2 protein-coding genes are annotated in these 560 nt (G+C 33.8%); one reads left to right on the top strand and one right to left on the bottom strand.

Translation table 11 applies throughout. From position 1 onward, the window contains the following. Positions 1-37: 37 nt before the first annotated feature. Entirely contained in the window at positions 38-262 is a 225-nt protein-coding gene (locus DK858_RS03865; RefSeq protein WP_100159834.1) for a hypothetical protein, read from the top strand. Here the strand turns inward: DK858_RS03865 and DK858_RS03860 are convergent. Next, a partial coding sequence (locus tag DK858_RS03860) for a hypothetical protein (RefSeq protein ID WP_410110861.1) occupies positions 240-560 on the bottom strand: 321 nt, incomplete at its 5' end. The genes DK858_RS03865 and DK858_RS03860 overlap by 23 nt on opposite strands.

Below are 560 nucleotides of genomic sequence, written 5' to 3'. Positions count from 1 at the left end.
CGTGTGAAGAGAAACAATTGTGTGGAGGGAAATTGGCGTGAGTAATGGAAACGTAGTTGAACTTAAAGTGAATGGCGCCACGGTCTGTTATTTGAATACGACAAGCGCCATATCAATTGATTATTTGTCATTTATTGATAAAACAATTGAGACTTTAATGAATGATAAAACATCATTAGAACTAGAAGCAAATACTAAGGGTAAAACACTTAATCATGAGCATTCAGCATTCTCGACAATTAAAGATCCCAAAGGTCTTTAATGAAAGAATCGACTCTAATTGTTGTACTGCCTTTGGATGCTTTTAAAAAATACTCAACCACATTATCAGGTAGATTGGTGTTCCATTTATCATAAGAATACTTAGGAAAATATTCATTAAAAATACTTTGTACTGAATATTCACCACCTTTTATATCTGAAATCATATTGCACTGATAGAGACACTTTGCAATTAACGTTGATTTAAGCATTTTATTTTCTCTTGGTTGTGTAGGAACTTCCAAGAATACCACCACCGCCTGAGGTGGGAAAATAATCAGGCACAATATTTGAAGTGT

This window comes from Proteus faecis (assembly GCF_003144395.1).
In the GTDB taxonomy this organism is placed as follows: Bacteria; Pseudomonadota; Gammaproteobacteria; order Enterobacterales; family Enterobacteriaceae; genus Proteus; species Proteus faecis.
This window is presented reverse-complemented; position numbering and strand designations above follow the sequence as displayed.